This is a genomic window from Aurantiacibacter suaedae (genome assembly GCF_005434915.1).
Lineage (GTDB): Bacteria > Pseudomonadota > Alphaproteobacteria > Sphingomonadales > Sphingomonadaceae > Alteraurantiacibacter > Alteraurantiacibacter suaedae.
In genome coordinates this window covers 111,508-133,743 of the sequence record NZ_SKCG01000004.1, presented here as the reverse complement: position 1 = coordinate 133,743, position 22,236 = coordinate 111,508, and the positions used below count along the sequence as shown (strand labels likewise).

Sequence of the window (22,236 nt, the reverse complement as noted above, 5' to 3'; positions counted from 1 at the left end):
CCTTTTCTGAACGGGGATGAGCGATGACCGACGCCGTGCCGGACTGTAACGTAGGTTACAAAGAGGAGGTCGAGCGCCTGCGCGAAGCAGGTGTTGCGGGCCGTAACGGACGCCTGCGCGACCTGTTCGATTACCTCGCCGCACGCGGTCCCGAGGCCGAATCGCCCAGCCAGGCAGAGATCGCCGCTGCGGTGTTCGGCGAGGCGCAAAACGACGCCGATGACGCCACGGTGCGCGTTTACGTCCATCGTCTGCGCAAGAAAATTGACGATTACTATGCCAGGCACGAGCGCGCAGCCGACGAGATGCGGCTGGAGATTCCCTCAGGCATTTACGCCCTGCGACCGATCCGCCCGGTAAGAACGACCGACATTGCCGCCCGCCCTGGAGCCTCGGGCGTCCCCCGTCGCCTAGTCGTTTATGCGGTGCTGGTTCTGGTGGCGCTGTGCGCGGGGGCCTTCGGCCTCGGGCGCTCGCTTGATCGGCCCGGCGGGGCCAATGCCTTGTGGCAACCCGTAATCCGGTCCGAGCGACCGGTGCTCTTCGTGCTCGGCGACTATTACCTGTTTGGCGAAATCGATCCGCTCAGCCCCGATGAGGGCCGCCTCATCCGCGATTTCCGCGTAAACAGCCCGGAAGACCTGTTGCGCCTGCAAGAGGCCGAGCCGGAACGCTATGCCGTGGCCGAGGATTTCGGGCTCAACTATCTCCCCTTTTCCAGCTCTTATGCCCTGTCTGCCATTGCCCCGCTGTTCGAACGCAATGGCAAGACCGCCAATGTGATCGCCGCCTCCGCCCTCAGGCCCGACATGCTCAACCGGTTCGATATTGTCTATGTCGGTCTGCTCAGCGGGCTGGGTTCGCTCGAACAGCAGGTGTTTGCAGGCTCCGGCTTCCGCCTTGGCGAGACTTATGACGAGTTGATCGATCGCAGCTCGCGCCAGATCTATGCCACCGACGAGGCACGCCGCATCGCCGCGCCCGTGTTCTATCGCGACTATGCCTATCTTGCCCGCTTCATTGCACCGGGCGGGGCTAAGGTGATTGTAGTCGCGAGCGAGCGGGAAACCGGGCTGCGCGCGCTGGGGCCGATCGTGGCCAATGGCGAACTGCCGCAAAAGGTGGCCGACGTGGCCAGCGGCGACGCGCCGTTCGAGGCCTTGTGGCAGGTGACCGGGCAGCAAGGCGCCGATCTTTCGGACCGGCTGATCCTCGCCCGCTCGCGGCGCTAAGGCAAGCTATCGCACCTCGGATCGCGTTATCTTGCCATTCACCCGCGCGCGCCTACATTGGCACGTGAAAGGACTCCAAAGCACATGAGCGACAATCGCGAGCCCGAAGGCGGCGGCAACCCTTGGATGAAGAGCCTCATGATCTGGGGCGGCATCTTCGTGGCGCTGCTGCTCGTCATCTCGATGTTCTCCGGCCCGCGCGAGGCGGGCGGCGCGCAGATCCTCTATTCGGACTTCAAGCAGAAGGTCGCCGAGGGCAGCGTGAAGAGCGTGGAAATCTCGCCGGACCTGATCGTCGGCCAGATGAAGAACGACGAGCGCTTTTCCACCATTCCCGTGCAGGGCGATGTCGAACTGACCAGCCAGCTGGAGCGGGCCGACGTTCAGTTTACTGGCGCCGCGCCAGAGCAGATGAACGTGCTGTGGGTGATCCTGATTCAGGCCCTGCCGTTCCTGTTGATCCTTGGTGTGGCCTTCTTCGCGCTGCGCCAGGTGCAAAAGGGCGGCGGCTCGGGCGCGATGGGCTTTGGCAAATCCAAGGCCAAGTTGCTGACCGAAAAGCAGGGCCGCGTGACCTTTGACGATGTCGCCGGCATCGACGAAGCGCGCGAGGAACTTCAGGAAATCGTCGAGTTTCTGAAAGATCCTTCGCGCTTCTCCAAGCTGGGCGGACAGATTCCCAAAGGCGCGCTGCTGGTCGGCTCGCCGGGTACGGGTAAAACGCTGCTGGCCCGCGCCATCGCGGGTGAGGCGCGGGTGCCGTTCTTCACGATTTCGGGTTCGGACTTCGTCGAGATGTTCGTCGGCGTCGGTGCGAGCCGCGTGCGCGACATGTTCGAGCAGGCCAAGAAGAACGCGCCGTGCATCGTGTTCATCGACGAAATCGACGCCGTGGGCCGCCATCGCGGCAACGGCATCGGCAACTCGAACGACGAGCGCGAGCAGACGCTGAACCAGCTCCTGGTAGAGATGGACGGCTTCGAAGCGAACGAAGGCATCATCATCATCGCCGCCACCAACCGGCCAGACGTACTCGACCCGGCGCTGCTGCGCCCCGGCCGTTTCGACCGTCAGGTGGTGGTGCCGATCCCCGATATCGACGGGCGCGAGAAGATCCTCTCGGTGCACATGAAGAAGGTGCCGCTGGCGCCCGATGTGAACTCGCGCACCATCGCCCGCGGCACCCCTGGCTTCTCGGGCGCGGACCTTGCCAACCTCGTGAACGAGGCGGCACTGCTGGCAGCGCGGCGTAACAAGCGCCTTGTCGCGATGCAGGAGTTCGAGGACGCCAAGGACAAGGTCATGATGGGCACCGAAAGGAAGTCCATGGTCATGACCGATGACGAGAAGAAAATGACCGCCTATCACGAAGCGGGCCATGCGCTCGTCTCGCTGAACGAGCCGGCGTCTGACCCGATCCACAAGGCCACGATCATCCCGCGCGGCCGTGCGCTGGGCATGGTGATGCGCTTGCCAGAGCGTGACAACTATTCGTACCACCGCGACAAGATGCATGCGAACCTCGCCGTGGCGATGGGCGGGCGGGTCGCCGAGGAGATCATCTTCGGGCACGACAAGGTCAGCTCGGGCGCGTCGAGCGACATTCAATATGCGACCGATCTGGCGCGCAACATGGTCACCAAATGGGGCATGTCCGACAAGCTCGGCCCGCTCCAGTACGAGGCGAGTCAGGAAGGCTACCTCGGCATGGGCCAGACCACGCGCACCATGGCCGGTGCGGAAACCAACAAACTGATCGATGCCGAGATCAAGGCACTTGTGGAAGCCGCCCTCAAGCGCGCGACCGACGTGCTGACCGAGCAGGAGGACAAGCTCCACCTGCTGGCCCAGGCGATGCTCGAGTACGAGACGCTGAGTGGTGAGGAAATTACCCGGCTGATGGAAGACGGCAAGATCGACCGGCCCGACCAGCCTGCCGGTCCAACCATTCTGCCGCCGTCGCAAGGCTCGTCTGTGCCCAAGGCTGGCAAGCGGTTCGGTGGTTCGGGAGAGGCGCCGCAGGGGGCCTGAAGCTTGCATTTGCAAGGCCGCTCAGGCTGAGCGGGCGTTTATCACGAGAATCAGCATAGGGCAGGAGACGCTGGTGCGTTTCCTGCCCTAACCTTTTGCCAGCCGCCGCTCGATCGCAGTCCAAAGCTGGGCGAAGCCGCGCGCGGCTGGGGAGCTGGGGGCGAAAGCTCCCACCGGCTCCTGCCGCACCGCGCATTGCTCGACGGCGCTGGCCTGCGGGATCACCGGCCAGTCAGGATTGGCCTCCAACGCCTCGCGGTGAAGCGCTCGGCGGCGGTCCACCATCGAGAGCACCGGCAGGATCGGCGGGTGTGTCTTGGTGTTGGCGCGGATTTCCCTGGCCACGATATCGAAAGCGCGCGCCGATAGCGGCGAGGGCGGCAGCGGCACGATCACACAGGTCGCCGCCCGCACCACCTGCGCACTGATCTCGTTGAGCACAGGCGGGCAGTCGAGCACGATCCGCTCGTAATCGCGCCCCAGCCTGTCGGCGAGCTTGGCGAGCCGCTTCTTCTTGCCGATGCGGGCAAAAAGGCCCTCAAGATCGCGGATCGATTCGTCGGCAGGGAGAACATCGAGGCGGTCATATCCGCTCTGCCAGATCAGGCTGGAGGGTTCGGCATCGTGGTCGAAGATCGTGCCGGCGGCGGCTCGCTTCTGCGCATCGATCTTGAACAGGAAGCCCGATCCGCCTGCCGCATCGAGATCCCACAACAGCGTGCGCCGCCGCGAAACCATGGCCGATAGCCATGCGAGGTTGGCGGCGATGGTGGTTTTCCCGACGCCGCCTTTCACGCTGTAGACTGCAATCACCGCCATCTAAGGTCCCTTTCGATGGACCTTAGAGCCGCAAAGCGAACAGCGATCAATCGCTACTGACGCAGCTGTGTCGCTGCCGGACATACAAAAAGGGCCGCAAGCTTGCGCTGCGGCCCTGTTCTGTTGCTCTGGAAGCTGGCTTTAGCCGTCGTAGTCGCCGCCGATCGAGGTCGAGCGGGCGGGAGCCGCTGCCGAAAGGCGCATGGCTTCGGCCGACTGGCTCAGCGAGCCGATATCGTCCGCTTCGTCTTCCTCGTCGGGCAGCACGCGCTGGAGCGACTGGGTGAGCGATTCCTGCAGGTGCTTGGGCTTCACGGTCTGCTCGGCGATTTCGCGCAGGGCCACAACCGGGTTCTTGTCACGGTCGCGGTCGACGGTAAGTTCGGCACCGCCCGAGATCTCGCGCGCGCGCTGGGCGGCAAGCAGGACGAGGTCGAAACGGTTGGAAACTTTGTCGACGCAATCTTCGACGGTAACGCGCGCCATAGGGCACTCCAATCAAGCGGGTTGTCCGGAAAGTCGCTCAAATACGGAACTAAGCACGCGGAGTCAAGAATTCGCCGTGATGAGGGGGCTGCACCCAGAGCTGGAACCGCCTCGCGCCACAGCCATTGTTGCGGCATGATCCGCACCTTCCCGCTCTTGCTCGCCCCTTTGATGCTTGCCGCTTGCAACCAGAGCGCTTCCGAGCAGCCTTCCCCAAGCGACACGCCGGCAGCGCCCGTCGCTTCTGGCGCGAGCATGTCTGACGGACAAAGCGCGCCGATCATGCTCGATACGATCCTGCCCGAGGATCTCGCGGCTGAACCGCTTGGCGGTGAGCTTGGCTGTTCCTTCAGCTTCAGCCGCAACGACGAGCCTTTGTTGATCGCGGAAGGTGTGGTGGGCAGCCAGAGCCAGGCGATCGGCGCGGTGAAGATCGACGGGACGGTGATGCGCCTTACTAAGGAGGGCAAGGCTGGCTTCGGCGACATGTCCGATGGTGCCTCATTCACCAACGGCACGGTCAACGCGCGCGTCGAAGTGACGGGCGAAGCCGATCCCGGCGCAGCGCCAAGCGAGAGCCCGCTCAAGACGGCGCGACTGACCATCGCCCGCGGCACCCGGCAGATCGTGATCGACGGGTTTTACGCCTGCGGGCCGTGAGGGCGGGGAGCTGTTTTGGGGAGGCGAGGAATGCGAAGTGAATGGCGCCGATCAAGTGGTTAGCTGCCTTGTAGCTGATTACCGATCACCAATCGGTAGCCCGCATCATATTCTAGCTGATCACGAAGGTGTCCGTGCTTGGTGTCCCATTGCCCGGTTTCCAGATCATTCGACAATTGTGCAAGGCCCGCCTGCAACCCTGAAATTGACCAGAACGAAGAGCTTCCCGACCTGATCCGTTTGTCTAAATAAGCCTCCGGTCGACGCCAGTAAGCGTAAAGGAAACCGTCTGTGCAATCATGCGGGACTAAGACTGGCTCAATCGTTACCGACCCTAGCCATTCGGCATATTGCGACATTCTAGGCATTTGTGCCTCATCCAAGGAAACGAGTTCGGGCAGGTAGTCGGTTAACCACGGCCTATGCGACGGATCGAAGGTCAGCAGCACGATTGGCCCGCGCGTTACCCTCCTCATTTCGCGCAAGCCAACAGCCTTGTCGGGCCAGTGGTGAATAGTGAGAATTGCCATTGCGGCATCGAAGGACTGATCGTCAAAGGGTAGGTCGCCGGCGCTTGCTTGAACGACGGGAGCAGCAGACGCTTTTCGCTTGCGGATCATTTCAATGGACGGCTCGACAGCCGTAACTTGTCTGTCCGTAGGTTCGTAAGACCCGGTTCCGGCTCCGACGTTTAGGACGGTCGGGGCCGTTCCCAAAGCGTGATCGATCTGTCTGGCAATCCGGTGATCGGGCAATCGCAATTGTTCATAGTTGATCCCAATCGTGTCGTAGCGCGCATCCATGGTTCAAGGTTAGCCACACTCGCGATACCTCGGCAATGCGCTCGATTACTTCAAGCTCACGTCAAACGGACATTCGCACGCCCTTACCCGTCATCTTAGGCGCGCCCCGGGATCCCGCTTTCTAGTGTTCAGACTTAACAAGTTTGCGCCCTGATTGGGTCGGCGTATCGGCGAGCCTCCGTTGCCTGCTACTCGTATCCGTAATCCGAATAGTCCTTCATCACCGGCGAGGTGAACTTCGTGATCTCGGCCTGGAAGTGTAGCGGCACGTTGCCGGTCGAGCCGTGGCGCTGCTTGGCCACGATCAGCGTCGCCTTGTTGCGCAGTTCCAGATAGCGCTCCTCCCACAGGCGATACTTCTCCTGAATGTCGGCCGAGCTGGTTTCGGTCGGCACCTCGGGGCGCACCGCCTCGTGATAGTAGTCGCCGCGGAAGATGAACCAGACCATGTCGGCGTCCTGCTCGATCGAGCCCGATTCGCGCAGGTCCGACAGCATCGGCTTCTTGTCCTCGCGCTGCTCCACCGCACGGCTGAGCTGCGAGAGCGCGATCACCGGCACACTCAGCTCCTTCGCCAGCGTTTTCAGCCCGCGCGAAATCTCCGAAATCTCGTTCACGCGGTTGTCGCTGGCGCGGCCCGAGCCTTGTAGCAGTTGCAGGTAGTCGACCACGATCAGCCCGATATCGTGCCGCCGCTTGAGCCGCCGCGCGCGGGTGCGCAGCGCGCCGATGGTGAGGCCGGGGGTGTCGTCGATATAGAGCGGCAACTCCGAAAGCCGGCGGCTGGCATTGGCGAGCCGCTGGAAGTCGTCACGGTTGAGCTTACCCGAGCGCAGCGCTTCGGACGAAATCTCGGCCTGTTCGGCAAGGATACGCGTGGCCAGCTGGTCGGCGCTCATTTCGAGGCTGAAGAAGGCTACCGGCCCGCCAAAATTATGCTCGCCGCCCTCGGCCTGCCAGCGCAGGTGCTCTTCGGCGCAGTTGAAGGCGATGTTCGTTGCCAGCGAGGTTTTGCCCATGCCCGGGCGTCCGGCGAGGATGATAAGGTCGGAATTGTGCAGGCCGGCAGTCTTGCGGTCGACCGAATCGAGGCCGGTGGTCTTGCCCGAAAGGCCGCCGCCCGAATTCATCGCGGCCTCGGCCATCTTGATCGCGGTAAGCGCGGCTTCCTTGAAGCTGGTCGCCTCCGAGCCGGTGGACGCGCCTTCGGCCACTTCAAACAACCGCGCCTCGGCCTGCGAGATCTGGCGCAGCGGCTCGACTTCCTCGCTGGTGTCGAGCGCCCCTTCGACGAGGTCACGACCCACGCTGACAAGTTCGCGCAGCAGGGCGAGGTCGTAAATCTGCTGGGCCAGTTCGCGCGGGGCGAGCAGGCCCTGGCCATCGGCGGTCAGCTGGGCGAGATAGGCCGTGCCGCCCAGTTCGGCGAGCGCCGGATCGTTCTCGAACAGCGGCTTCAGCGTCACCGGCGTCACCACCATCTGGCGGTCGAGCTGGTTCTGGATACGGTCCATGATCTTGCCGTGAACCGGAATGAAGAAATGGTCGGGCCGGATCGGCACGGTCATTTCTTCCAGCAGACGGTTGTCGATCAGCAGCGCGCCCAGGAAGGCGGCCTCCGCCTCGGGGTTGGCCGGCAGCGCGCGCCCGGCGGGCGTCTGAGCACTGGTGGCGGCAAGGCCGGCGGAGCGGATAAGCAGATCTTCGTCGGACATGGCCTCCTCATGCGGCCTCATGGCCATTGCCGCAAGATCAGCGCGCCAATGGCTGCTTGTGGATAGCGGGGATGAATCCCTGCCGCGCCCTTTCGCAATTGCCATAAAGGCTTGAGAGAGGCACAGAGGCGCGACCATGATCGACCCAGCCATCAACCGTATTGCCAGCATCTCGCTTGACGAGGCCTCGGTGATCGCGCGCAGCGAGGATGTCGAGCGTGAGCGGCAGGTCGCGCTGCGCGATCTGGTGGAAGATAATCTTTTCCGCCCCTTGCGCGCCAGCGAGGCGGGGCAGGAGGGGCCGTGGCAGGTGCATCTGTCGGTGGTCGACGGGATGCTGGCCTGGAACCTCACCGATGGGTCGAACGAATCGGCGGGCACCATCGGGCTGGGCCTGGCGCGGATGAAGCGCCATGTGCGCGACTACTTCGCGATCTGTGACAGCTACTACAAGGCGCTGCGCCGCAATTCGGCGCAGGAGATCGAGACCATCGATATGGCCCGGCGGGCGATCCACGATCGCGGCACGCGTCAGTTGCTCGAATCGCTCGAAGGCAAGGTGGAGACTGACTTCGCCACCGCGCGCCGCCTTTTCACGCTGATCTGCGTGCTGCATATCAGGGCCTGAGACGAGCAAGGGGGGCCGACTTGGCCAGAAAGCGGAAAACACCCTGGCGCCTGCGCGCATTGGCTGCGCTGTTGCTGGTCGCGCTGGCGGCGGGCGGCTGGCTCTGGTGGGAATCGCGCACCTGGCGACCCGAACGCACCGAGTTCGCGGTGCAGGGCGCGCTGATTGGCGAGCGCGATGGCGCTGTCGATTTCGGCGCGCTCGATGCGGCTGGAGCCGACTTCGTCTACCTCGAGGCGAGCGCGGGCGAGAGCGGGCGCGATGCGCAGTTCAGCCGCAACCTGGAGGCGCTGACGGGCAAGGACATGCCGCATGGGGCGGTCCATGCCTATGATCCATGCGTTCCGGCCGAGCGGCAATCGGCGAACTTCGTCACCATCGTTCCCCGCGATACCCGGATGCTGCCGCCGGTGATCGCGCTGGAGAAAATGCCGAATGCGTGCGGCAACCCGGCGATAGAGGCGGCGCTGGAAAGCGAGCTGACCACTTTCATCAATCAGGTAGAGAACCATACCGGCCAGCCGGTGGTGCTGCAGGTTCCGCCAGCCTTCGAGGCGAAATATGGGATCGCAGCAAAGATCGAACGCAACCTGTGGCTGACCCGCGACTGGTTCCAGCCCGATTATGCCGGGAGGCCGTGGACCTTGTGGACCGCCAATGCGCACCTCCACAGCGCGCTTGCCGCCGAGCCGCTGCGCTGGGTAGTGGTGCAGCCATGAAAGTTTCGCGCGAAGAGCTGATGGCCGCAGCACGGGCGGCGGCGAGCCAGGCCTATGCGCCCTATTCGAAGTTCCACGTGGGCGCGGCGCTGGCCTTTGCAGATGGCACTGTGGTGAGCGGGGCCAATGTCGAGAACGTCAGCTACGGCCTGTCGCTCTGCGCCGAGACGGTGGCGGCAGGCAAGGCGATGAACGAGGGGCGGCGCGGCGGGCTGGTAGCTGTGGCGGTGAGTGGGCCGGAGACACACGCGATCACGCCTTGCGGGCGTTGTCGGCAAGTGCTGGGCGAACTGGCCATGCTTGACGGAAGCGATCCGCTGGTCTGGTGCGACGGGCCTGAGGGGGTGCGCGAGTTCCGCTTGTCGCAGCTTTTGCCTGAGGCTTTCAGCGGGCTTTAGTAACGCTTACCGCTTCCGTTCGTGGTGAGGAGGAGACGAGGCTCGCAGGCCGAGCATCCGTCTCGAACCACCAGAGCCAGTCCTTCGAGACGGGCGCTCAGCCTGCGGCTTCGAGCCCTCCTCAGGACGAACGGGTTATTCTGAGACCGGCTCTCCATTGCTGGCATAGCGCTCGGTGCGCGATACCGGGGCGGCCTTGCCCCATTCGGCCACCAGCGCATCGGCCGCCAGAAGCCGATCCATGAAGCGCTGATACGACGCATCGCGGCAACCCTGGTTGTAGGCGATTTCCGCAGTGGTCGCGCCATAGGTCTGGCGCAGCGTGCCATACAGATCGTCGGTGCGAAATTGCTCACAGTCATGCGGGTTCGGGGCTTGATCGGGCAGGCTTGATAGCAACGCTTGAAGCTTGGCAAAGTCTGCATCACCCGCGTCGAAGTCGTGATAGCGCACTTCGTAAGGCCCCACCGGCCCCGGCTGACCGCTGTTGTTCACACGCTCGTACCAGGTACCCGCGCCGTCCGATCCGACGATCCAGCCCGAGACCACACGGCCCCAGCTGTTGGTGTCGTAAGCAATGCGTTCGACCGGATCGGGGCCGGAATGCGTGGTCGCGCAGGCGCTCAGCATCAGTGCTGGCAGCGGGGCGAGCCGGATCACGCGCGTTCCTCCAGCCATTGTAGCAGGGTGCCGAGGCAATCGCGCGCCAGCAGGCGGCAGCGTTCGGGGCTCCAGCCCTGTGCGGGGTCTGGCAGGTCGTCATTATCCTTGAACGGCATTTCGAGTGTCATCGACACCGCACCGAATCGCTCGGCCACCTGATTGGTGCTCATCGCGAGATTGGCGCGGCCGGGGCGGGCTACGGAATAGCCCAGTTTGCGCTGGAAATCGGGCGTGCGCCGATCAAGCAGTTCGCGAAAGCGTTCGTAGTCCGCGCCCATCTTGTCGGTCCATGAGGGAATGCCCTCGAACCCGGCGATGAAGTTGGCGGCAATCGCCTCGTCACCGTGGACGTCCATCGCAAAGTCGACCCCGCTTTCATCCATCGCATTGCGGATCGCCAGCACTTCGGGCGCGCGGTCTGCGGTCGGATTGTCCCACTCGCGGTTGAGATTCACGCCTGCGGCATTGGTGCGCAGGTGGCCGCGGGTGCTGCCATCGGGGTTACAGTTGGGCACGACGTGAAGGCGGCATAGCTGGCGCAGCTTGCGCGCGACAGGATCGGCCGGATCGGTGAGCAGGTCCAGCGCGCCTTCCATCCACCATTCGGCCATCGATTCGCCCGGATGCTGGCGCGCATAGAGCCACACCTGAACATCGCCTTCGCCCATTTCGAGGCAATCGAGCGAACGCCCGTCAAGCGTGGTGCCGAGGCGGCGATGGCTAACGCCTTCGCTGGCCGCGGCTTCGGCGACGAGGTCGAAATGGCGTTCGAGCGAATAGGGTGCGAAATAAGCGAACCACGCCAGATCGCTGGCGGGCGTGTAGCGGATCGTCAGCGTGCCGTTGGCCGCTTCCTTGTCATAAGATGTGTCGGCGCGGCCCCAGAACAGCCGATCCTCCGAAACGCAGGCGCGATAGCCGGGCCAGCCGTCGGGATAGGCGCTTTCTTCAAGGTTTTCGATTTTGAGCACCAACTCGCGCCCGGCACAGCCCGCCACGCGGAAGTGGAACCACTGCGCGAACTCGCTCTGATGGTCGCGCTTGATCGCAAGGCGAGCCTCATCGCCATCGATAGCGATTACCTCGATGTTGCCGCTGTCGAAGGCGGCATCGATATGAATGTCGGTCATGCTTAGTCTACCTGAATGGTTTCGCCGGACGTTCCGGGGAAGTTGCTGAACAGGGCAGCGGCCAACCGGCTGGCGGCGGCACTCTGGTCGGCATAATCGCTGTTCGCGCTGGCGGTCATTTGGGCGCGGCCCTCCCACAGGTTTTCACCGCCGGCCGCCGGGCGAATCGCCACGGACAGACGAGTGTCGAGACGCTCCGCCGCGCGCGGGGTCAGGTCGAGGCCGATGCCCAGCCCGACGCCGGAGCCATAGCTGCCGACAGAAGCGCCACCGCCAACACTCACCGGGCGGCGCCCTGCATCGGGATCGTCCACGAACTGTTCGAGCGTGATCTGCGCCACCTGCGCGGCGTTGCCGGGCCGCACGCTGTAGCCAAGGCTTGCCAGTTCCCGCTCCACCGCGGTGCGATAAGCCGATTCGTCGGGCGAGCGCTGAAGGCCGGAGGCGAAGTCCACCGATATGGTGCCGGAGCCGAGTTGCGCGGGCGCGTCGCCGACGAACCGCGTTACCTCGACAGGCGACACATAGGCAGGCGCCGCGCAGGCGGCGAGCCCGGCGCAGGCGAGCAGGATTGAGCATCTTCTCCAGATCATGGTATAGAAACCTTTCGGGCGAGCCCTTGTTCCGTCACCCGCTAGCAGGGATGGGCTTGACTTTCCCCGCTGTCGACCATATTTCGCCCGCCAGAGATTTGCGGCACCGGATCCCTGCTTTCCGGTGCCTTTTCATTTGGAAAGATCGCCATGAAGATTCGTAACAGCCTCAAGTCGCTGAAGGGCCGCCATCGCGATAACCGCGTGATTCGTCGCCGTGGCCGCACCTATGTGATCAACAAGACCAACCGTCGCTTCAAGGCCCGCCAGGGCTGATGCGCTCCGCGCCGCGATTCGTTCGCGGCCGGACGGTCCTTGATCGGACACACAGGGATGGCCTCCGCGTGAGCGGGGGCTTTTTCTATGTCTGATGGGTTCGATGCCTGAAAAGCCGGTCGCCGCTCCCGTCGCCGTGGTGTGGGATGTTGGCCGCGTGCTCTATCAATGGGAGCTGCGGCACCTGTTTGCGCGCCTGATCGACGATCCTGAAGAGCTGGACTGGTTCCTTGCTCATGTGGTGACCGAGGAATGGCACTTCGAGCATGATGCCGGGCGGCCACTGGCCGAAATGGTGCCCGAGCGCCAAGCGCTGTTTCCGCGCCACGCGCCGCTGATCGCGGCCTATGCCGAGCGGTTCGTCGAATCGATTCCCGGCCCGGTGGAAGGCACCCATGCGCTGGTCGAGACGCTCGCCGCACGCGGGGTGCCGCAATATGGCCTCACCAACTTCGGCGCCGAATTCTGGGACATGTTCCGCCCCACCGCGCCGATCTTTGACCTGATGCAGGACGTGGTGGTCTCGGGCCGAGAGCGCTGCGTGAAGCCCGATCCGGAGATCTACGCCCTGCTCGAAAGCCGCAGCGGGCACAAAGGCAGCGAGCTGTTCTTCATCGACGACCGCGCCGACAACGTAAATGCAGCCCGTGCGCGTGGCTGGCACGCCTATCGGTTCGACAATGCCGCCGCGCTCGAAGCCGAGCTGGCAGCGCACGGGCTGCTCTAGCACCTCAGGCGTTGCAGCGAGCCAGTTTCTCGTCCGCCAGCGGCTCCCCATCGACAGTGAACCGGGTGATCGCGCCGGCCTTGCGCTTAAGCTCGCGGCAGATGCGCAAGGGGCGGGCAGTGCCGCGTGAGGCGGCGCAACTGGTGCCTTCGCAAGTCCAGGCCACACCGCCTGCAGCCACGCGCGTGGCGTCCATCGGGTTGGCGATTTCGGCGATGTAGAATGCGCCCGCGTCCTGCGGCTGCGCCATCAGCGCGGCCAGAGGCGCGGCGGCGAATGCCACGGAGATGGCGGAAAGGGCGATCAGGGGAAGGCGGCGTGTCATGATAGCTCCTGTCACTAAGTTGCAAAGCGCTACCTATTGCTAAGGGTTGCATTGTGCAACCCACTTGTGACACAACCCGGGGATTGCGGGGCGACGTGACTGTTTTGCAACCCGGCAGCAGATATAGGATTGCCATGACACAGCTGCGCGAACCCTTGAGCCTGATCAGTGAATGCGGTCTGCCCGCCGCGCTTGAGGTAATGGGGGAGCGGTGGTCGTTCCTGATCCTGCGCGCGGCCTTCAACGGCTTCGTTCACTTCGAGGACTTTTCAAGCGAGCTGGGCATTGCCCGCAATATCCTGTCGAACCGGCTGGCGCGGCTGGTCGATCACGGGGTGCTGGCGCGCGAGCGGTGCGAGCATGACAAGCGCAAGGTCGAGTACCGGATGACCGACAAGGGCCGCGAGCTGCTCCCAGCGATTCTGGCGCTGCGAGACTGGGGTCTGCGCCACAGCGACAGTGCGGCGCCCAATCTGGTGCTGGTCGACGCGCGCGACGGCAAGCCGATCGCGCCGATCACGATCCGCGCCCACGATGATCGGGTGCTCGAATGGGGCGATCTGGCCTGGGCCGAGCCGGGCGATGTCGCTACGGCGCCAGCAGAGGCCTGCGCCGAAGAAGCCTAGGTGTCCGCCTAGGCCCGCGGCGCGGCGCGCCGATAGCTTAGCGCTTCGGCCACATGCACCCGGCCGATCTCTTCCGCACCGGCCAGATCGGCTACGGTGCGCGCCACGCGCAGCATCCGGGTATAGCCGCGCGCCGATAGCCGCATTGTTTCCGCGGCCTGCATCAAGAGCGCGCGCCCGGCCTCGTCGGGCGTGGCATGGCGTTCGAGCATATCGCCTTCGAGCTCGGCATTGGCGCGGGTGCCGCGCGCTACCTGCACCTCGCGTGCGCGTGCCACCCGTGCGGCAACCTCGGCGCTGCCCTCGGCAGGCGGGGGCAGGGCGAGGTCCATCGCGCTCACCGGCTGCACCTCCACATGCAGGTCGATCCGGTCGAGCATCGGGCCGGAAACCTTCGACTGATAGTCCGCCGCGCATTTGGGCGCGCGCGAGCAGGCCAGTGCCGGATCGCCCAGATGGCCGCAGCGGCACGGGTTCATCGCCGCCACCAGCTGCACCCGTGCGGGATAGCTGACATGGGCATTGGCGCGCGCGACATCGACCTTGCCGGTCTCCAGCGGCTGGCGCAGCGAATCGAGCACGGCGCGCTGAAACTCCGGCAGTTCGTCGAGAAACAGCACCCCGAGGTGTGCGAGGCTCACCTCACCCGGCCGCACGCGCAGGCCGCCGCCGGTGAGCGCGGCCATCGAGGCCGAATGGTGCGGCGCGCGGAAAGGGCGGGTGCGGCTGATTCGCCCACCTTCGAGCAAGCCTGCGACCGAGGCGACCATGCTCACCTCCAGCGCCTCGCCGGGGCTGAGCGGGGGAAGGATGCCCGGCAGGCATGAAGCGAGCAGGCTCTTGCCCGCACCGGGCGGCCCGTTCATCAGCAGGTTGTGCCCGCCCGCCGCCGCGATTTCGAGCGCGCGTTTGGCACTTTCCTGCCCCTTTACCTGTCGCAAGTCAGGCCCGTGGTCGGGCTCTGCCACCTCGCCGGCGGCGGGCTCTGGCAGGCGCTTGTCACCGCGGAAGTGGGCGAGCAGGCTCACCAGATCGGGCGCGGCACAGACATCGATCCCGCTCGCCCAGCGCGCTTCGGCCCCTTGCGCGGCGGGGCAGATCAGCCCCTTGCCTTGCTCACTGGCATGAAGCGCGGCCAGCAGGACACCGGGCGACGGGATCACCCGCCCATCGAGCGCCAGTTCGCCCACCGCGACCCATTCGGCCAGATCCTCGACATCGAGCACGCCCATCGCGCCCAGCAGCGCGAGGGCGATCGGCAAATCGTAGTGGCTGCCTTCCTTGGGCAGATCGGCCGGCGAGAGGTTTATGGTGATCCGCTTGGGCGGCAGCGAAAGGCCCATCGCGGCAAGGGCCGATTGCACCCGTTCGCGGCTTTCGGCCACGGCCTTGTCGGCCAGGCCCACCACCGAGAAGCGCGGCAATCCTGCGGCGAGCTGGCATTGCACCTCGACGCTGCGCGCCTCCAGCCCGAGATAGGCGACCGTCGATATCAGTGCGACCATGATGCTCCCTGTTACAAGCGTGATAACGCTAGATTCCGCGCTGTCGAGAAGATCATCGTTAACTTCCCGGTAACCTTTTCCTTTCGCAATGGGTAAGGACCAAAGGCCGGAAACTGCATAGCATGATCCGCTTGCTCTCTTCCGCGATCCTCGCTTTGACGGCGCTGTTTGCCGCGGTGCCCGCGATGGCCGAGAGCTGGACCGTGGTCTATGAGGAAGAATGGGTCGAGCAGGTTCCCGCCCGCGCCTCGCGCTTTGTTTCGCCGTTGCAGGCGAAGGTCGAGAACGAAGCCGTGGCCGCCTATGGTCCATTCCGCGTGATTGACGCGCACACTGCCGCGATTGTCGACACCACCGATAGCCGTTCGCCTGCCCAGTTCGCCGCCATGCTGGCGGCCTGGCCGCAGATCGAACTGCTCGAATTTGTCGAAGCGCCGGGTACGGATAACGATCTCGCGAATCTGCAGATAGGTCGGCTGCTTCGTGCGCGCGGCATTGCCACCAGCGTGAGCGCAGGCGGTTCGGTGCGGTCGGGCGCGGTGGAACTGTTCCTTGCCGGAACCACCCGCACTATCGCACCGGGGGCCGAGTTTGCCGTCCACGCCTGGCTCGACTACGATGGGCGCGGCGCGGCCGACTATCCGCCAGGCTCGCCCGAGCATCGGCGCTATCTCGATTACTACACCGACATGGGCATGACCCGCGCAGAGGCCGCACGCTTCTATGCCATGACCAACTCGGTGCCGTTCGAGGATGCACTGTGGCTCGACGGGGTGGAAATGGCGCGCTGGATCGGGCAGGAGCTTGACCAGCGCCCGGCAACTCTTCTGGCGAGCGAGGATGTCCCGCGCATTGCCTATCTTGACTTAGGGGCGCCCGTTCAGTAAGCGCCCTGCCATTGCGTGGCCGCCCCCGGATTGTTCAGGGCTTGGCGGCCCTTTTCTTTTGTTTTTCGAGGTAAGTTACGATGAAGCGCACTTTCCAGCCGAGCAACCTTGTGCGTGCTCGCCGTCACGGTTTCTTCGCCCGCAAGGCCACTGTCGGTGGCCGCAAGGTTCTGCGTGCCCGCCGTCGTCGCGGTCGCAACAAGCTTAGCGCCTGATTATTTTGCGTGCGCCCATCCGGGCGCACGTCCTCGCTAGGCGCGCAGCAAAGCTGCGCCCGCTGCGGGCGGCCATTCGGCCTTGCGGCCCCCTTCTGGGGGCCGTTTGCTTGTGAGTCGCTGATTGGTGACTTGTGATCGGGCGCATCCTATCTCTTCGCCATGACCATATCGGTCCTCACCCGCCGGGCGGATTTTCTTGCCGCCAACAAGGGCCTGCGCGTGGCGCGGCCTGGCTTCGTGCTGCTTGTCAGGCCCAACGGCGGCGCGGACGGCGGACATGGCAAGCGCTATGGGATCACCGTCACCAAGAAGATCGGCAATGCGGTGGTGCGCAACCGCATGAAGCGCCGCTTTCGCGAGTTGTTGCGCGCGGCTCTGCCCGAGCATGGCCTGCCCGATCACGATCACGTGCTGATCGGCCGCGATGGCGGGGTGGAGCGCGATTTTGCGCGGCTCGGCGAAGAGCTGGAACAGGCGCTGACGCGCGCCGCTGTGGGTAAGGGCGATCCGCCGCGCAGGCCGCGTCAGGGCAATCGCGGCGGTGGGCGGCGCGCGCGCAAGTGAAGCGCCTGTTCATCCTCATCGCGCGCGGCTGGCAGCTCGGGCCGAGCCGGATTTTGCCGCCCTCCTGCCGCTTTCAACCCTCGTGCAGCCAGTATGCAATCGAGGCGCTGGAGAAGCATGGTGCCTTGAGGGGTGGATGGCTGACCATTTCGCGGCTAATGCGCTGCCATCCCTGGGGTGGGCACGGCCACGATCCTGTGCCGTAATCCAGATATTGTGACGGAATTGACGAGACCTTGGACAATCAACGTAACCTGATTCTCGCCGTGGTGCTGAGCGCGGTCCTGCTGTTCGGCTGGGACTTTGCCATGCGCCACTACTTCCCCGAGAGCGAGGACGCGGTTCCCGCCAACATGGCCTCGCGCGAGGATGTGCCGCAAGCGCGCCTCGACAGCGATGCCGTGCGCGGCGAGGCGGTGAGCGAGATCGCCGTGGCGGTCGATCTCGACGAGGCGATTGCCGCGCCGGGCCGGATTGCCATCGAAGCGCCCGAGGTGGTCGGCTCGATCAACCCGGTGGGCGCGCGAATCGACGATATCGACCTCACCACCCACCGGCAGACGGTGGACAAGGATTCGGGCCCCGTCCGCCTGTTTGCCCCCGCCGGCACGCCGGGGCAGCAATATGCGCAGTTCCGCTGGCTGGGCGACGGCGTGAGCCTGCCCGATTCTGAAACCCGCTGGCAGGTGATCGAAGGTGACACGCTGACGCAGGACAGCCCTGTCACGCTTGGCTGGAACAACGGCGCTGGCCTCACCTTCCGTCAGAAGTTCACCATCGACGATCACTACATGATCAACGTCACGCAGACGGTCGCCAACACCAGCGGCAGCACGCTGGCCTTGCGCCCCTATGCGATGATCGTGCGCACCGATGCCAATGCCAGCCCGGACACCTTCAACGTCCACTCCGGGCCGATTAGCGCGCACGACGGCTCGGTCGACTTCGGCACCAACTATGACGATGTAACCGACGACGGCACCGTCTCGGTGGAAGGGCGTACCAATTGGGTCGGCTTCACCGACATCTACTGGATGAGTGCGCTAATCCCCGATTCGGCACAGGCTGCGTCGAGCACCTTCCGCGCGCAAGGCTCCGACCTGTTCCGTGCAGAGCTTCTTTATGCGCCGGTCAACCTGCCCGCGGGCCAGCAGATGTCGCGCAGCACCCGCCTGTTTGCCGGCGCCAAGGAAAGCGCCGTGCTCGACATGTATCAGGATCAGGGGGTGACCAAGTTCGGTCTCGCGATCGACTGGGGCTGGTTCCGCTTCATCGCCTGGCCGATCTGGCAGGTCCTGATCGCGCTGTTCGACCTTACCAAGAACTTCGGCGTGGCGATCATTTTCCTCACCGTGATCGTGCGCGGGATCATGTTCCCGATTGCGCAGAAGCAGTTCAAGTCGATGGCGCAGATGCGCGTTGTCCAGCCCAAGATGAAGGCGCTGCAGGAACGCTACAAGGACGACAAGGGCAAGCTGCAGGAGGAGATGGCCAAGCTCTACAAGGAAGAGAAGGTCAATCCGCTGGCGGGCTGCTTGCCGATCTTCCTGCAGATCCCAATCTTTTTTGCGCTCTACAAGACGCTGCTGCTCTCGATCGAGATGCGGCACGAGCCGTTTATGCTCTGGATCAAGGACTTGTCGGCGCCCGATCCGCTGCACTTCCTGAACCTGTTCGGGCTGCTGGACTTCACCCCGCCGGGCTTCCTCGCAATTGGCCCGCTGGCGCTGCTGCTGGGTTGCACGATGTACTTCCAGTTCAAGCTCAATCCGACTGCGATGGACCCGACGCAGCAGCAGATTTTCGCCTTCATGCCGTGGATCATGATGTTCGTGATGGCGCCGTTTGCCGCCGGCTTGCTGCTGTACTGGTGTACCTCGAACATCCTTACCATCGCGCAGCAGAAGTATCTCTACGCGAAGAACCCGCAGATGCGGGAAATGGCGGAAAGGGAAGCGGCAGCCAAGGCGGCCGAGCGCGAAAAGGCCAAAGGGTGACCCAGGAAGAACAAGACCTTGCCCGCGAGGCATCGAAGCTGTTTTCAGGCCGGGTGGATTTTCTGCTCAGCGCCCCGCAGCTCAAGTTCCTGCCTGATGGCGACTTTCCCGAGATCGCCTTTTGCGGGCGTTCGAACGTGGGCAAGTCGTCGCTGCTGAACGCGCTGACGGGGCGGCGGGCGATTGCGCGCACCTCGGTGACGCCGGGGCGCACGCAGGAGCTGAACTTCTTCGAAGTGGGCGAGCCGACGCAGTTCCGACTGGTCGATATGCCGGGCTATGGCTTTGCCAAGGCCCCGGTGAAGGTGGTCGAGAAGTGGCGCGCGCTGGTGCGGACCTTCCTCAAGGGCCGCGCTGTGCTGAAGCGCACGCTGGTGCTGGTCGATAGCCGACACGGGCTGAAGGACGTAGACCGCGAGATGATGAAGATGCTCGACGAGACTGCCGTGGGCTATCGCCTCGTGCTGACCAAGGCCGACAAGATCAAGGCGAGCGAACTGGAGGCGGTGGCGCAGGCGGTCTCTGAAGAGATGCGGCGGCATCCTGCGGCGCACCCGCAGCTTCACTTGACGAGTTCCGAAAAAGGGCTCGGGCTAGATGAGCTTCGTGCGGCTGTGCTGGCGGACGTGCGCAGCTAGCTTCGGCAGCCCGACAGCCGAGCAAAAAGAAAGGGGCGCCGAAGCGCCCCTTTCCGAAAATCTTAGCTTCTCGGCGAATTAGCCGATGGCCTTGCCACCGAAAAGACGATCCCAAACACTGGTACCCATGATTATACTCCTTCGTTTAGCGAAGGTTCTTATACTGTTAACCATAGGTGTTTGTAAAGTTTTAACTATATTCACGCAGCAGACTTGGCTGTAAGTTTCTGAAATCGAATGACATCTTCCACGCAAGACGGTCGAGCGATTCCGTAGCCCTGGGCTACGGGGCAGGCCGACTCGCGCAACATCTGCAAGGTTTGCTCGTCTTCCACGCCTTCGGCGACAACGGTGATCCCCAGATCCTCGCCCATGTGCAGGACTTGGGTCACGATTCCCTTTGCCTTGGGGTCTCTCCCCATTCGGCTGATGAAGAGGCGGTCGATCTTCAACTCGGAAAAGGGCAGATACATCAGCGCCTCGAGGCTCGCTGCGCCCACTCCGAAGTCGTCCATGGAAATCTTCGTGCCGAGCGCTTTGAGCTCGGCCAGGATTGCGGCAGCGCGCTCCAAATCGGCGATTCGGTAAGTTTCGGTGATTTCCAGCACCAGCAGGTGCGGATCGTATCCGGTTTCGGCCAGAACCTCGTCTACCATTCGTACGATCGAGCGTTCGTGCAAAAGCGTGGCGGAGATATTCACAGAAACCGGCACCGGGCCGCAGTCGCGCTGCAACTTCTGCCCCGCACGGCACCCCTGAACCAGCACGTGGCGGGTAAGATGGCTCATGCGACCGACATTCTCGCATTGGCGAATAAACTGGTCGGGCATGATATGGCCGCGCGCAGGATCGTTCCAGCGAACGAGCGCCTCGACACCCACAAGCTGGCCGTTAGCTACGTCGACCTTTGGTTGGAAAACGAGGTATATCTCTCCGCTAGCAAGCGCTGCGTCGATCCGCGCCTGAAGCGAAATGTTCCAGATCAGGTCTTCGTCGCTGGCAGCGTCGGCGATGGCAATGGGCTCGAACGCTTCGTTGGTCTTTTCAGCAGCGGCGATAGCCGAGGCGAGGCGACGCGCGACATCGGGGCTTGCAGTAACGTCGACGCCGAACGTGATGCTGACATCGATCGCCGTGTTCCCGACGAGGAGCGGTGAGGCGAAAAGCGCGCGGAGGCCTTCGAGATGGTCGCGCAGCAGCGTCGGCTCCTTCTCCCCCATCGTCCAGCCGATCAAGTTGCCCTGGCCGATGTAAAGGGTGGCCTCCTGTGTGGCGGCTTTGAGTCGGGCGATGATGCGCAGGATGTACTCGGACTGCAAGGCGGGCGGAAGCGTGCGCCGTACCTCTTCAAAGCGATGGATCTTGGCGACGATGATCGTGGGGAATGCCTCGGCAATCTCCTTATTGCCCTCCATCGCAACGAAGGTGGGAAGATTGGTGTCGGCATCGATCAGCGTAAAGCTGCTTTTCCACGTCGAACGAGCGCGGAATGCGCAATAGATAAGCAAGAAGAGCACCACGCTCGCACCGTTCATTCGAATGGCGAACTTCGTGGCTATGAAATAGGTCAAGGGCAAAGCGAGAACGACTGCGGCATAGGCACCGTACCGCGCACGACGATTTGGTACGAAAGAAGCAGCCACCATCATGGCCAGTGCAACAAGCAGCACTTCCATGCCGTCAAAGCCGCCATTGTGACCTGCGATTAGAGTCTCGGCGGCAAAGATATCGACTAGCGACGGAGGGACGCCCAGTTGGCCCGGGACATTGGCTTTGATGGCGTCGGTCGATGAGATCGCTCCGATGATTACTTTCTTGCCGGCCAATCGCGTCAGGTTGTCTGGCTGGTCGAGCAAGCGCTCCAAGCGGTAGATCGGAATGGATTCCAGGTCGAAAAAGTAGCTGATCCAGAAGGGGCTCGCGATGGTGTCCGAGTTTCCTGCCAAACGGGCAGCAAGGTCGCCATGGATCTGGGACGTCGACGTTGTATTTGCAGCAGGTTGCTCCTGAAGAAAGTACCGAATCGGATAGGACTTCCAGACGATCCCGTAGATATAATCGGTCCAAATCACAGAGCCGACCTGATCGACGTCTTCACTGATGGCCGCAACGCTCATCATGACTTCTGCGGTGCCGTCGAGCGTTGTACGCCCCTTATCGACCAGCACAGCACGCCCTCTGGTCGCGAGCAGCGCCTCACGTAAGGCTGCATCACTCCCTGCTGCCGATACGCGGTCGAAGGTCAGATCGACGTAGATTTCCTTGGCGCCGGCACCGTCGAGGGCGGTGATGAAGCGGGCAAGGTCTTCTCGCCTGTGTGGATTTGCGGGGTCGGTCAGATCGTTCTGAGCGCCGACGAAGGCAATTTGGCCGGAGGCCTGAAAGCCGCCTTGCCTGTATTGGACAAGGTTAAAAAGCAGATCCAGCGGAACGAGCAGCGTAGAAAGTTGCAAAACCAATGCAATCAGGCCAGCCCAGACAAGATGCCTTAGCCGCTCCCTGTGCCCTCGTTTGGGCTTTGATCTCGCGTTCGTTCTGTGCACCCGTTTACCTTCTGGTGTGAACACCTTCGGCTTTCCGGGCTCTGTCATGACAG

At 63.6% G+C, this 22,236-nt stretch carries 25 protein-coding genes; 15 read left to right on the top strand and 10 right to left on the bottom strand.

Features of this window, described 5'->3' with window-relative positions; translation table 11 throughout:
- Window positions 1–23 precede the first annotated feature (23 nt).
- Window positions 24–1,232: a helix-turn-helix domain-containing protein gene (locus E0473_RS14650; RefSeq protein ID WP_137681660.1), complete on the top strand. Its 1,209-nt coding sequence runs from the start codon at window positions 24–26 to the stop codon at window positions 1,230–1,232.
- A gap of 84 nt (window positions 1,233–1,316) precedes the next feature.
- On the top strand, window positions 1,317–3,263 hold the full coding sequence (ftsH, locus tag E0473_RS14645; protein ID WP_137681659.1) for an ATP-dependent zinc metalloprotease FtsH: 1,947 nt from the start codon (window positions 1,317–1,319) through the stop codon (window positions 3,261–3,263).
- 87 nt (window positions 3,264–3,350) lie between these two features.
- Here ftsH and E0473_RS14640 read toward each other — a convergent pair whose 3' ends face one another.
- The gene (locus E0473_RS14640) at window positions 3,351–4,082 is read right to left on the bottom strand and encodes a ParA family protein (protein WP_137681658.1); all 732 of its coding nucleotides are present in this window, start codon (window positions 4,080–4,082) and stop codon (window positions 3,351–3,353) included.
- A gap of 141 nt (window positions 4,083–4,223) precedes the next feature.
- The gene (gene rpoZ, locus E0473_RS14635; protein WP_137681657.1) at window positions 4,224–4,568 is read right to left on the bottom strand and encodes a DNA-directed RNA polymerase subunit omega; all 345 of its coding nucleotides are present in this window, start codon (window positions 4,566–4,568) and stop codon (window positions 4,224–4,226) included.
- 255 nt (window positions 4,569–4,823) lie between these two features.
- Between rpoZ and E0473_RS14630 the strand changes: the two genes are divergently transcribed.
- A complete protein-coding gene (locus E0473_RS14630) occupies window positions 4,824–5,228 on the top strand; it encodes a hypothetical protein (protein ID WP_161981624.1) in 405 nt (134 codons plus the stop codon).
- A gap of 59 nt (window positions 5,229–5,287) precedes the next feature.
- Here the strand turns inward: E0473_RS14630 and E0473_RS14625 are convergent, their stop codons facing one another.
- Together E0473_RS14625 and E0473_RS14620 are read right to left on the bottom strand one after the other, a co-directional pair.
- On the bottom strand, window positions 5,288–6,031 hold the full coding sequence (locus tag E0473_RS14625; RefSeq protein ID WP_137681655.1) for a class I SAM-dependent methyltransferase: 744 nt from the start codon (window positions 6,029–6,031) through the stop codon (window positions 5,288–5,290).
- A 188-nt stretch (window positions 6,032–6,219) separates the two neighbouring features.
- Window positions 6,220–7,746, bottom strand: a complete 1,527-nt coding sequence (locus E0473_RS14620; protein WP_137681654.1) for a replicative DNA helicase — start codon at window positions 7,744–7,746, stop codon at window positions 6,220–6,222.
- Window positions 7,747–7,882: 136 nt separating this feature from the next.
- On the opposite strand from E0473_RS14620, the gene E0473_RS14615 reads away from it, so the two are divergent.
- The 3 genes from E0473_RS14615 to E0473_RS14605 are packed head-to-tail and all read left to right on the top strand — an operon-like array spanning window position 7,883 to window position 9,491.
- Complete coding sequence (locus tag E0473_RS14615; protein WP_137681653.1) at window positions 7,883–8,374, top strand: UPF0262 family protein; 492 nt, start codon at window positions 7,883–7,885, stop codon at window positions 8,372–8,374.
- Between the two features lie 20 nt (window positions 8,375–8,394).
- Window positions 8,395–9,093: a glycoside hydrolase family 25 protein gene (locus E0473_RS14610; RefSeq protein ID WP_137681652.1), complete on the top strand. Its 699-nt coding sequence runs from the start codon at window positions 8,395–8,397 to the stop codon at window positions 9,091–9,093.
- A complete protein-coding gene (locus E0473_RS14605; RefSeq protein WP_137681651.1) occupies window positions 9,090–9,491 on the top strand; it encodes a cytidine deaminase in 402 nt (133 codons plus the stop codon). Before E0473_RS14610 ends, E0473_RS14605 begins: the two co-directional genes overlap by 4 nt.
- A gap of 135 nt (window positions 9,492–9,626) precedes the next feature.
- Here E0473_RS14605 and E0473_RS14600 read toward each other — a convergent pair whose 3' ends face one another.
- The 3 genes from E0473_RS14600 to E0473_RS14590 are packed head-to-tail and all read right to left on the bottom strand — an operon-like array spanning window position 9,627 to window position 11,877.
- Complete coding sequence (locus tag E0473_RS14600) at window positions 9,627–10,169, bottom strand: hypothetical protein (protein WP_137681650.1); 543 nt, start codon at window positions 10,167–10,169, stop codon at window positions 9,627–9,629.
- Window positions 10,148–11,284, bottom strand: coding sequence for a M14 family metallopeptidase (locus E0473_RS14595; protein WP_137681649.1), 1,137 nt, complete (start codon window positions 11,282–11,284; stop codon window positions 10,148–10,150). Before E0473_RS14595 ends, E0473_RS14600 begins: the two co-directional genes overlap by 22 nt.
- Window positions 11,285–11,286: 2 nt before the next feature.
- Complete coding sequence (locus tag E0473_RS14590) at window positions 11,287–11,877, bottom strand: DUF4136 domain-containing protein (protein ID WP_137681648.1); 591 nt, start codon at window positions 11,875–11,877, stop codon at window positions 11,287–11,289.
- Window positions 11,878–12,027: 150 nt separating this feature from the next.
- Between E0473_RS14590 and ykgO the strand changes: the two genes are divergently transcribed.
- The gene (ykgO, locus tag E0473_RS14585) at window positions 12,028–12,153 is read left to right on the top strand and encodes a type B 50S ribosomal protein L36 (protein ID WP_004210176.1); all 126 of its coding nucleotides are present in this window, start codon (window positions 12,028–12,030) and stop codon (window positions 12,151–12,153) included.
- Window positions 12,154–12,247: 94 nt separating this feature from the next.
- Window positions 12,248–12,880, top strand: coding sequence for an HAD-IA family hydrolase (locus E0473_RS14580; RefSeq protein WP_338325104.1), 633 nt, complete (start codon window positions 12,248–12,250; stop codon window positions 12,878–12,880).
- Between the two features lie 4 nt (window positions 12,881–12,884).
- Here E0473_RS14580 and E0473_RS14575 read toward each other — a convergent pair whose 3' ends face one another.
- Window positions 12,885–13,205 carry a CC_3452 family protein gene (locus E0473_RS14575; protein ID WP_137681647.1) on the bottom strand — a complete coding sequence of 107 codons (321 nt, stop codon included), beginning with the start codon at window positions 13,203–13,205 and terminating at the stop codon, window positions 12,885–12,887.
- 134 nt (window positions 13,206–13,339) lie between these two features.
- Here E0473_RS14575 and E0473_RS14570 point away from each other — a divergent pair, with 134 nt between their 5' ends.
- The gene (locus E0473_RS14570) at window positions 13,340–13,831 is read left to right on the top strand and encodes a winged helix-turn-helix transcriptional regulator (RefSeq protein WP_137681646.1); all 492 of its coding nucleotides are present in this window, start codon (window positions 13,340–13,342) and stop codon (window positions 13,829–13,831) included.
- 8 nt (window positions 13,832–13,839) lie between these two features.
- Here the strand turns inward: E0473_RS14570 and E0473_RS14565 are convergent, their stop codons facing one another.
- Entirely contained in the window at window positions 13,840–15,336 is a 1,497-nt protein-coding gene (locus tag E0473_RS14565; RefSeq protein ID WP_137681645.1) for a YifB family Mg chelatase-like AAA ATPase, read from the bottom strand.
- A gap of 122 nt (window positions 15,337–15,458) precedes the next feature.
- Between E0473_RS14565 and E0473_RS14560 the strand changes: the two genes are divergently transcribed.
- The 6 genes from E0473_RS14560 to yihA all read left to right on the top strand — a co-directional run bounded on the left by E0473_RS14560 (window position 15,459) and on the right by yihA (window position 19,640).
- Window positions 15,459–16,223 (top strand): alpha/beta hydrolase, encoded by a 765-nt coding sequence (locus E0473_RS14560; protein ID WP_137681644.1) that lies wholly within the window; start codon window positions 15,459–15,461, stop codon window positions 16,221–16,223.
- Between the two features lie 80 nt (window positions 16,224–16,303).
- Window positions 16,304–16,438, top strand: coding sequence for a 50S ribosomal protein L34 (gene rpmH / locus E0473_RS14555; RefSeq protein WP_119591263.1), 135 nt, complete (start codon window positions 16,304–16,306; stop codon window positions 16,436–16,438).
- A gap of 162 nt (window positions 16,439–16,600) precedes the next feature.
- Entirely contained in the window at window positions 16,601–17,005 is a 405-nt protein-coding gene (gene rnpA, locus E0473_RS14550) for a ribonuclease P protein component (RefSeq protein ID WP_137681643.1), read from the top strand.
- On the top strand, window positions 17,002–17,211 hold the full coding sequence (gene yidD, locus E0473_RS14545; protein ID WP_119591261.1) for a membrane protein insertion efficiency factor YidD: 210 nt from the start codon (window positions 17,002–17,004) through the stop codon (window positions 17,209–17,211). The genes rnpA and yidD overlap by 4 nt, the downstream gene beginning before the upstream one ends.
- A gap of 30 nt (window positions 17,212–17,241) precedes the next feature.
- Window positions 17,242–19,002, top strand: coding sequence for a membrane protein insertase YidC (yidC, locus tag E0473_RS14540; protein ID WP_137681642.1), 1,761 nt, complete (start codon window positions 17,242–17,244; stop codon window positions 19,000–19,002).
- On the top strand, window positions 18,999–19,640 hold the full coding sequence (gene yihA / locus E0473_RS14535) for a ribosome biogenesis GTP-binding protein YihA/YsxC (protein ID WP_137681641.1): 642 nt from the start codon (window positions 18,999–19,001) through the stop codon (window positions 19,638–19,640). Before yidC ends, yihA begins: the two co-directional genes overlap by 4 nt.
- 200 nt (window positions 19,641–19,840) lie before the next feature.
- Here the strand turns inward: yihA and E0473_RS14530 are convergent, their stop codons facing one another.
- On the bottom strand, window positions 19,841–22,231 hold the full coding sequence (locus tag E0473_RS14530; protein ID WP_137681640.1) for an EAL domain-containing protein: 2,391 nt from the start codon (window positions 22,229–22,231) through the stop codon (window positions 19,841–19,843).
- Window positions 22,232–22,236 lie beyond the last annotated feature (5 nt).